Raw genomic sequence first — 6,269 nt, 5'->3', positions numbered from 1 at the left:
CCCATCTCATTCATTAAACGATTAATGGTCTTTGGATCATAGTGAATGTTCCTTTTCGCTAATTCTTTGTGGATACGGCGGTAACCATAACGACCTTTATGCTCATGATAAACGGCATCAATAACTTCTTTTACACTCGCATATTTATCCTCTCGATTTAATTGTTTTTCCCAATAATAGTATGTACTACGTGGAATGTCAGCGACTTTAACTAATTCCACGATATCAAATTCATTCTTTAGCTCAAAAATTACTTGCGCTTTGACTTTGTTTGTAATTTTTCCTGTGCTTGAACTAAAGCGTTCAACTTTTTTAAGTAGGCGTTCTCCATACGTAAACGCTCATTTTCAGCCTGTAGAGCCTCAAGCGATCCTTCAACTGGTAATTGTTTTTTAACATTAGTTTTTGTTTCTTTTTTCATGGATGATCGCCCCTTTTTCTTTGGATGTAGGGCATCAATTCCTCCAGTCTCAAATAACTTGCGCCAGTTTCGGATCAAGCCTGGTGAAGAAATATTGAAAATGGCAGCTGCGTCATAAGAGGATATACCCGTGTCTTTCATAAACTTGAGTACATTTAGTTTAAACTCTACAGAATAACTTGTATAGGATTTAATAAATGCTTCTAAACCAAATTGTTCATAAAGGCGTAACCATCCACTTAAGATAGGAGGACTAACATTAACTTCTTCCGCAACTTTATTAATACTTTCATTTCTTTTTAAATACCTTAATACAATTTGAATTTTTTCTTCCGTTGTAAATTTGGCCATTAAAACACCCCGTAAATGTTAGTTTGGTGTCTAACATTTACGGGGCAGATCAAGTAGGGCTTGTTAGCTTTTTTATCATCTACTGCTTATTCGATTGTATTCCATTTTTAGAGTCAACTGGATATACCTTATAAATCATATTGAACAGTTTATTTGAAATAAAGCACATCAGGATATGGAACGGAAAAAGAATAAGGATTGTCTTTTTGTTATTAAGTAGGTTCTTTTGGTACAAGAAAAAGTCCAAAATAACAACAAAGATCATTCTATAATAAGTAGATAACCTTGTTTTTACTTTATATGTAATCAATAATACTGCCGATAAGATAAAGGAATAACCCGGTACAATAATAAAATGCTCTCTCCACGAATTTATTACTCCAAAACCAAACTTTAATTTCCCAAATAATGTGAGTAAAAATAAAATACTCACATTTATCGAGGTGATTGTTAAATATGAGGTTAATCCTTGTGCGACAGGGTGATTATTTTTTAATAATCGATGACAAATATCACTGCACGTAAAATAGATTGGTAAGAAGAAAAGGGTATAATAGGTTTTCCACCATTTTTTCCCAAAGACCTTCATAGAAATAAATAGACGTTCAATTGAAACATAACCGATGGCTACTAACAGTTTCCAGCGAAATCCTAAGCTAAATGCAGTCAGAACTGTAGCTGCAATCGGCACATAAGTCCCCTGAGAAAAGATTGCCCCCAAAATATTATCTTGATAGTTATTCTTTAATATTCTCGGTTTATATCGATATCCTTGAAATAAATTGAGAACAAAATACTCAAAAAAATAGGAAAAGCCAATGTTCGTAAATAATAGGATCAAATAGCTTTTATCTCTTTTTTTAAAAAGGGTATATATTAAAATAAAAAAATGTATGATTAATAAAATAAGAAAAGGTGTAGAATTTTTAGGTTTTTTCTTCCTCAACAGCAATTTCATACTCCTGCTCCTGGTCATTAGATTAGTACGTAGTTTTCGTCTATTCCTCCCTAATTATTCAATATGATTTAATTATCCCGATCAACCATTTTCCTTACAAATGAAGCAGTCCTGCATAATTTCTCAACAATTTCGCAGTAAACTATTATGATAAAGAGGGTTTTATTTTTTGAATTCACAAAAGGATGTAATGGGTGAGCAGATATGAGGATTTCTGTTAAATTAGGTTTATGGTTCTTTATTTGTATTTTTATTATTGAAACGTGTTCCATGATTTTTCTCCATCGTAATATCGTCCATTCTCTTGTCAGCGATGAACTAGATTCATTATTGGCAAGAGGAAATAGTCATCGTGATGTTTTAGAAATGGCACCGGATAAAACTACGCTTCATCACATTGGATTAATGGAATCACAAACGGATACGGAAGTTGTCATCACGAATAAGATCGGAGAAGTAATTGAATCATCTAAACCAATCGATCAAGGTATGGAAAACATCTTAAAGAAGAAGGTTGATGGCATTCCAAGAAAAGGACTCATTCTACAATCAGATTGGCAAAAGAAAAAATACATTTCAACTGTTTCACCTTATGATGGAGGAAATGAATCGAAAGGCTATGTTTACATGTTTAAGAGCAAGGCTCGGATTCAACATGTAATATCACAATTAAATCATCATTTCCTTTTTGCTGCACTACTCATTCTATTTTTTCTATTAATAACAATATTCTTTTTATCAAGAGCATTAACAAAGCCGCTTGTCTCCATGAAAGAAGCAACCAGCAGACTGAGCAGCGGAGATTTTTCTGTAACGCTTCCGGCTACGACTAAAGATGAACTTGGCGAGCTAGCAAAGTCGATTCAAACATTAGCTAACGACTTAAACTATGTAAAAAAGGAGCGTAATGAATTTTTAGCCATTATTTCTCATGAGCTTCGTACCCCATTAACTTATATAAAAGGCTATGCGGATATTGGCAAAAGAAACACAATTGATGAAACGGAAAGAATACATTATTTACATATCATTCATGAAGAAGCTGATCATGTAAGTAACCTGCTGAAAGAATTATTTGACCTTGCAAAAATGGACCAAAATACATTTACCATTTCGAAGGAACAAATGTATCTCTGTCCTTTCCTTCAAACCATATATCGAAGATTTCTTCCTGTCTTTACCCGAAAAGGAATTCATTTATCCTTTCATTGTCATGAAGATCTGATTGCTGCTATCGATCCTGTACGTTTTCAACAAGTCTTATTCAATCTCTTAGATAACGCGCTAAAATACTCAAATGAACAGACAACGACTGAGATAATGGCCACTCAAGAGAAAAGGAACATCATCATTACGATTAAAGATCAAGGAATAGGAATTCCTTCCGATGAATTACCTTATATTTTTGACCGCCTATTCAGAGTTGATAAATCTCGCTCAAGGTTAACCGGCGGTTTTGGATTAGGACTGTCGATTGTAAAGGAAATCGTGGAAGCTCATAATGGGGAAATTTTCGTCGAAAGTCAAATCGGGAAAGGAACATGCTTTAAAATTTTATTAAAGGAGCCATAAAATGAAAACTGTTTTACTAATTGATGATGAAGAAAGGATGCTAAATTTATTATCTTTATATTTATCCCCTCATGGCTTCAAATGCATAAAAAAAAATTCAGCGGAAGACGGGATTGTTTATCTAGAAAAAGAAAAGGTTGATATTGTCATCCTTGATATCATGATGCCTGAAATGGACGGCTGGACAACCTGTAAAAAAATGAGAGAGTTTTCGGATGTACCAATCATTATGTTAACCGCAAGAGGTGATAAGGAAGATATTGTTAAGGGGCTAAAAATCGGGGCAGACGATTACTTGTCTAAGCCATTTAACGAACAAGAATTAATAGCAAGAATCGATGCTGTGATTCGCCGAGCGGGCAGACAATTTCATAAAGAAGAACTGCTATCGTTTAACAATTTAACGTTGAATCTATCAACCTTTGAAGTCAAACACATGAATGAAACCATCACCCTGACACCGAAGGAAATTGCCTTATTAGAATTATTTTTACGCTACCCGAATAAGGTGTTTTCACGCGATCACCTTCTTACAACCATATGGGGGATAAGCGCTGAAACAGAGGACAGGACAATTGATTCCCATATTCGAAATATTAGAGAAAAACTTCGAAATCAAGCCTTTCCTGTAGAGGAGCATCTGAAAACAGTTTGGGGAATCGGGTATAAATGGAGTACGAAGGAATAGCCATTATATAGAAAAGGCAAGCGTCTTGCTCAGCCTCGGTCAAAAAAGAAGCTAATGAATTGAAAGTGCGTTTAACCTCCAATTCATGATTGGCTAAGCGCTGGTGATGTTCACCGAAACAAAAAAACCTTATACGTTAATTTAAAAAAGAGGCTGTCTCAAAAGCGTTAGACCCTTTAATCGACAGTCTCTTTGCTTTATTTCTCATTCAGGTGAAAGTTCGCTTTCCGTTACCCATTTGTGATTTTTAACCTCTTCCCCCCCATTTGTCGGTGTGTAATCGACCATGTAGACGGTTGTTTCCTCTATTGATTCGAGGATAGCTGTTGCTCCATTCATCCCTTCCATATGATCTGCTCCTAAGGTAACCTCGGAACCAGCTTCTAGTTGCTCATCACCTGCATCTTTTATTTCTTCGTGAATAACCCATTTATGATTTTCTACTTTATCTCCGCCTGTTGTTGGTTTATATGTAACAACATAGGCTGTCGTTTCATACGCACCTGCAATCGTTGCCTTTGCGCCTTTCATTCCTTCCATATGATCGGTTTCAAGAGTCGCTTGACTGCCAACTTTAAAAGCAGGACTCTCTGCTTCTTTCAGCCCTTCAGGAACTTCCCCTGAGCTGGAATGTTCCATATTTGCATGATCCATTTCTGAGTGATCGTTTTCCATCCTCTCATCTGAGCTTGCATTCATCTCGGTATCTTTATCCTGCTCAACTTTCTCCGTATCCGCAGCACAAGCAGATAAGACTGATGCGAAAAGAATGGATGCAATTCCTACACTTATTTTTTTCCTCATTTCTATTCCCTCCTCAATATTCGATACCCTTCTAAGCCCTTCTGTATAAAAGGTTAACAAAACAATTTGCAGAAAATATGCATTTTATCTACTAAGCATTTTTTCAGTTTGCTTGGATTTGAACTTGAAGCCTTTAGGGTTGTAAATAATGTCGCTATGTCTGGATATGAGGAAAAAGGAAGAAATTCAATATGAGACAAGCTTGGTAGGAAACAATCAATCTAATGAAAAGCGTTTATCCCTATTTGATCATTGGAGCTGGCATAGAGCGATGATTACGGATTTGTCCCAACTGAATGGAGTTCATTTGTATTAGGAGAGAATTCCTATGCTAAATATACATTTCAAAAATGAAACTATAAAAGATTTAGATTGCTGTGAAATCAAAATTTAAGGAGTGAAAGAAAGGTATTTCAGTTGATGAAAAGGAAGATTGCTATTCAACAGTGAATGTACAAAAACCTTGTTGCTAGCAAAATAAAATAATAAAAAGGTCTCCCCTATGAGACCTTAACTTGAAATAATAAAACATATTTAATTATTCTTAATGTGTAAAGAGTACGAATAAATAGTTTATTTCGTACTCTAAGATTCAATTATTTGTTAGAAAACAAAACATTAGCCACTTTCACCAATACAAGAATTGCCGTAAATGCTAAAACATTTTTAGCCTTGGTCACTGCCAAAGAAATTACGGAATGATTGGATTGCAGTATCACGGTTTAATGCTGCAATTGATGTCGTTAAAGGAATACCCTTTGGACAAGACTGTACACAGTTTTGTGAGTTTCCGCAGTTTGCTAAACCGCCATCACCCATAATAGCTTCAAGACGCTCTGATCTATTCATTTCACCTGTCGGGTGGGCATTAAATAAACGTACTTGTGATAATGGAGCTGGTCCAATGAAATTAGATTTGCTGTTTACATTTGGACATGCCTCTAAACACACACCGCAAGTCATACATTTTGAAAGTTCATAAGCCCATTGTCGTTTTTTCTCAGGCATACGCGGTCCAGGACCTAAATCGTACGTACCATCAATTGGGATCCATGCTTTAACCTTTTTAAGTGAATCAAACATACGCTTACGATCCACCTGCAAATCACGTACAACAGGGAATGTACGCATTGGCTCAAGACGGATTGGCTGCTCAAGCTGATCAACAAGAGCCGTACATGATTGACGGGGCTTCCCGTTGATGACCATTGAGCATGCACCACATACCTCTTCCAAGCAGTTCATATCCCAGTTAATAGGTGTTGTCTTCTTCCCTTCAGCATTAACAGGATTACGGCGAATTTCCATTAGCGCCGAAATAACGTTCATATTCGGGCGATATGGAATTTCAAATTTTTCTTGATAAGGGGCAGCATCAGGTGATTCTTGACGAGTAATAATAAATTGAACAACCTTATTCTCACTCATTATTTATCCCCCTTTTTACTTTTAGAATAGTCACGTTTACGCGGCTC

The 6,269-nt window shown here is 35.9% G+C and carries 8 protein-coding genes; 3 read left to right on the top strand and 5 right to left on the bottom strand.

Features of this window, described 5'->3' with window-relative positions:
• The 3 genes from WQ54_RS31405 to WQ54_RS31395 all read right to left on the bottom strand — a co-directional run.
• Window positions 1-221 (bottom strand): IS3 family transposase (locus WQ54_RS31405; RefSeq protein WP_084822401.1); only part of this gene is annotated, 221 nt, incomplete at its 3' end.
• 29 nt (window positions 222-250) lie between these two features.
• Window positions 251-772, bottom strand: a complete 522-nt coding sequence (locus WQ54_RS31400) for an IS3 family transposase (protein WP_046590866.1) — start codon at window positions 770-772, stop codon at window positions 251-253.
• Between the two features lie 79 nt (window positions 773-851).
• A complete protein-coding gene (locus WQ54_RS31395; protein WP_156178296.1) occupies window positions 852-1,463 on the bottom strand; it encodes a hypothetical protein in 612 nt (203 codons plus the stop codon).
• A 471-nt stretch (window positions 1,464-1,934) separates the two neighbouring features.
• Between WQ54_RS31395 and WQ54_RS31390 the strand changes: the two genes are divergently transcribed.
• Together WQ54_RS31390 and WQ54_RS31385 are read left to right on the top strand one after the other, a co-directional pair.
• A complete protein-coding gene (locus tag WQ54_RS31390) occupies window positions 1,935-3,302 on the top strand; it encodes a HAMP domain-containing sensor histidine kinase (RefSeq protein ID WP_046590863.1) in 1,368 nt (455 codons plus the stop codon).
• Window position 3,303: 1 nt separating this feature from the next.
• Window positions 3,304-3,990 (top strand): response regulator transcription factor, encoded by a 687-nt coding sequence (locus tag WQ54_RS31385; RefSeq protein WP_046590861.1) that lies wholly within the window; start codon window positions 3,304-3,306, stop codon window positions 3,988-3,990.
• Window positions 3,991-4,194: 204 nt separating this feature from the next.
• Here WQ54_RS31385 and WQ54_RS31380 read toward each other — a convergent pair whose 3' ends face one another.
• Window positions 4,195-4,794 (bottom strand): YdhK family protein, encoded by a 600-nt coding sequence (locus WQ54_RS31380; RefSeq protein ID WP_046590859.1) that lies wholly within the window; start codon window positions 4,792-4,794, stop codon window positions 4,195-4,197.
• Between the two features lie 148 nt (window positions 4,795-4,942).
• Here WQ54_RS31380 and WQ54_RS34125 point away from each other — a divergent pair, with 148 nt between their 5' ends.
• Window positions 4,943-5,110 (top strand): hypothetical protein, encoded by a 168-nt coding sequence (locus WQ54_RS34125; RefSeq protein ID WP_156178294.1) that lies wholly within the window; start codon window positions 4,943-4,945, stop codon window positions 5,108-5,110.
• 350 nt (window positions 5,111-5,460) lie between these two features.
• On the opposite strand, the gene sdhB is transcribed toward WQ54_RS34125, so the two are convergent.
• Complete coding sequence (gene sdhB, locus WQ54_RS31375) at window positions 5,461-6,222, bottom strand: succinate dehydrogenase iron-sulfur subunit (RefSeq protein ID WP_046515627.1); 762 nt, start codon at window positions 6,220-6,222, stop codon at window positions 5,461-5,463.
• Window positions 6,223-6,269: the final 47 nt, after the last annotated feature.

Source organism: Bacillus sp. SA1-12 (genome assembly GCF_000981385.1).
Lineage (GTDB): Bacteria > Bacillota > Bacilli > Bacillales > Bacillaceae > Metabacillus.
This window is presented reverse-complemented; position numbering and strand designations above follow the sequence as displayed.

Bases quoted from the DNA above. Each gene is read 5' to 3' on its own strand.
- WQ54_RS31385 (WP_046590861.1), top strand. From the start codon at position 3,304: ATGAAAACTGTTTTACTAATTGATGATGAAGAAAGGATGCTAAATTTA.
- WQ54_RS34125 (WP_156178294.1), top strand. From the start codon at position 4,943: ATGTCGCTATGTCTGGATATGAGGAAAAAGGAAGAAATTCAATATGAG.
- sdhB (WP_046515627.1), bottom strand. From the start codon at position 6,222: ATGAGTGAGAATAAGGTTGTTCAATTTATTATTACTCGTCAAGAATCA.
- WQ54_RS31380 (WP_046590859.1), bottom strand. From the start codon at position 4,794: ATGAGGAAAAAAATAAGTGTAGGAATTGCATCCATTCTTTTCGCATCA.
- WQ54_RS31390 (WP_046590863.1), top strand. From the start codon at position 1,935: ATGAGGATTTCTGTTAAATTAGGTTTATGGTTCTTTATTTGTATTTTT.
- WQ54_RS31400 (WP_046590866.1), bottom strand. From the start codon at position 772: ATGGCCAAATTTACAACGGAAGAAAAAATTCAAATTGTATTAAGGTAT.